Source organism: Alkalibacterium iburiense (assembly GCF_039521845.1).
GTDB classification, from domain to species: domain Bacteria; phylum Bacillota; class Bacilli; order Lactobacillales; family Carnobacteriaceae_A; genus Alkalibacterium; species Alkalibacterium iburiense.
Genome location: NZ_BAAACW010000141.1, coordinates 1 through 2,902 on the forward strand (window position 1 = coordinate 1; position 2,902 = coordinate 2,902).

General features: G+C 38.9%; 3 protein-coding genes. All 3 read left to right on the plus strand.

What is annotated here, in order from left to right; translation table 11 throughout:
- The first annotated feature begins 196 nt into the window (after window positions 1-196).
- Entirely contained in the window at window positions 197-1,126 is a 930-nt protein-coding gene (locus ABDZ53_RS11145) for a phosphate/phosphite/phosphonate ABC transporter substrate-binding protein (RefSeq protein WP_343756549.1), read from the plus strand.
- A 144-nt stretch (window positions 1,127-1,270) separates the two neighbouring features.
- Entirely contained in the window at window positions 1,271-2,050 is a 780-nt protein-coding gene (gene phnC / locus ABDZ53_RS11150) for a phosphonate ABC transporter ATP-binding protein (RefSeq protein WP_343756547.1), read from the plus strand.
- Complete coding sequence (gene phnE, locus ABDZ53_RS11155; protein ID WP_343756548.1) at window positions 2,040-2,834, plus strand: phosphonate ABC transporter, permease protein PhnE; 795 nt, start codon at window positions 2,040-2,042, stop codon at window positions 2,832-2,834. Before phnC ends, phnE begins: the two co-directional genes overlap by 11 nt.
- The last annotated feature ends 68 nt before the right edge of the window (window positions 2,835-2,902 follow it).

Genomic DNA, 2,902 nt, shown 5'->3' on the forward strand with positions numbered 1-2,902 from the left:
GCATAATAATCGGTACCAAGTCAATGACACCAAGGGTCAAAGGCTATTTTTTAACTGCAAAACTTGAGTAATAAGATTTGCAGTACAATGGATGGATAGCTTGGGTTTATAGCGACAGCCCAAAGATTCATTCACAAACTAATAACTATAAATGTCGCTGATACATAACTAAAATGGAGAGGTTTGGGTGTTGAAGATGAAAAAGTACAGTAAATGGATTTTGAGTCTTATGGCTGCTGGAGTATTAACTGCCTGTGGTGCGGAGGATGCAACAGAAGATAATAATGCAACAGATTCAGCAACTAACGAAGAGAATACTGAAGAGTATGAGGAACTAATTATGGGGTTTGTTCCATCATCTGATGCAGAAAACATTGCGGATAACGCTCAACCTTTGGCTGATTATTTAGAAGAAGCTTTAGGAATACCTGTGACCGCTCAAGTAACAACGGATTATGTGGGACTTGTTGAAGCGATGCGTACAGGTCAAACTCAAATTGGCTTCTTACCGGCATTCGGATATGTCCAAGCAGCTGAAAGAGGAGATATTGAAGTAGTCGCTAAATCTATTCGTTTTGGGTCAGGTTCATATGTTGCTCAATATAACGTTCCAGCAGATTCGGATATTCAGGATTTTGATGATTTAGTGAATTCAGAAGGACTTGTCTGGGCTTTCCCGGGGTATTCTTCGACATCAGGTTACTTGTTCCCAGGGGTTGAATTCTTAAACGCAGGAATTGACGACTTAGAAGGGAAGTTTCAGCACTTAGAAGTACAAGGACATGATAATGCTCTTTTGCAGTTATTAGATGGAAATGCTGACTTTGCCACAACCTTTGATGATGCAAGAGGAAACTTGTCAGACGAAATCGAGGACATTGAAGACCAGATACGCGTAGTCGGTTATACTGACCCTATACCAAATGATACAGTTTCATTATATGGTGGCATGCCTGACGACCTTAAAGAAGACATTACCAATGCTTTCCTATCAATGGAAGACAATGAAGAAGCTTTACAAGCCATGCATGAAATCTATGAGTGGGATGGTATTGAACCCGCTGAAGATTCAGAATATGACATCGTTCGAGATGCCTATGAGGCTTTTGAAGATTTAATTGATTAAGTTAAAGTGAAGTAAGTTAGGATGTTTATCTAATTACTGAAAGTGGTAAAGAGGATAAACATCCTTTTTTTTGGAAAAGTACTATCCATTGTAGCTACATAATTGAAACAGAATTTAAAAAGAAAGAGACATGAGGTGACTGTAGTGATTGAGTTTAAAAACCTTTCTTTAACCTATCCGAATGGATTAGAAGCTTTAAAAAATATAAATTTGGTTGTAGAAGAAGGCGAATTTGTGGTTGTTGTTGGCTTGTCTGGAGCAGGTAAGTCCACACTCATTAGAAGCATTAATCGAATGACTAATCCAACAAGTGGACAATTAATTGTAGATGGCGAAGACGTTACTTTCTTGAAAGATAATAAATTACGATCGCTTCGAACAAAAGTGGGCATGATCTTCCAGGACTACAACTTAGTTAAACGTTTATCTGTATTACGCAACGTTATGGCTGGTCGTTTAGGACACACGGGAACACTCAAAAGTCTACTTGGTATTTTCCCTCAAGAAGATTTAAAACTAGCGATGGATAATTTAGACCGTGTAGGCATTAAAGATAAAGCTTACGTCAGAGCTGATCAGTTAAGTGGCGGCCAGCAGCAGCGAGTCAGTATAGCACGAGTCGTCACACAACAACCCAAAGTTATTCTGGCCGATGAACCTGTCGCCTCTCTAGATCCGCCAACTTCTCATAAAGTAATGAAAGACTTGAGACGTATATCTAAAGAAGACAATTTGACAACCATTGTAAACTTACACTTCATCGATATGGCAATGGAATATGCAGACCGTATTATCGGCATGCGTGACGGCGAAGTAGTATTCGATGGACCCGTATCACAAGTAACGAAAGAAACCTTTGAGCAAATATATGACCGTCCAATTCGTGAAGATGATTTGCGAGGGGATGAAGACGATGACGAATAAAAAGACACCATCTAATGATAAAATATCTATTGTTTCCAGAAAGTTTGTCATACGAACAGTTATCACGATTGCGGTGGTTATCCTTTTATACATTGCTTCACTCTTTGCAACAGACGCCGACCCGGCCAACCTTATTCGAGGTTTTGCCATCTTATGGGACATGATTTTCACAGACTTTCTCCCACCAGATTGGAGCTACTTTTCTACGAGTTTTGAGTATTTAGTAGAGACATGGAATATTGCTTTATTATCCACTACGTTTGCAGCTATTGTTGCTTTACCTTTGACATTTTTAGCCTCCAATAATATAAACAAGAATCCACGCTTATACAGAGTCGTGCGAAATGCCTTAAATTTCTTAAGAACCATTCCAGATCTCATTTTAGCCATTCTCGTCGTTGCCTTTCTAGGTATGGGATCTGTTTCGGGGATTATTGCTCTGACTATTTTCACCTCAGGTATATTGGCCAAGATGTTAAGTGAAACGACTGAAGGCATTAATCAAGGTCCGCTGGATGCCATAACAGCAAGTGGAGGAAATCTCCTTCAGGTTATACACTACGGCGTCATGCCTCAAATTTTACCTTATTATGCATCATACACGCTTTATGTTTTAGAAATGAATGTGAAGGCCTCTGTAGTTTTAGGATTTATTGGTGCTGGAGGAATTGGGCAATTACTCAATCGTAATATGAGCTTTTTCCGTTATGACCGACTCATGATGATCTTAATCGTCTTATTCGTGACTATTAGCATTATAGACTTTGTAAGTAATCGTTGGTAGTGTAAAAAGTTTTATGAAAAAACAAGAAAAAAAGAGAAATACTTCCTCTGATTAACATAAGTGGGAGT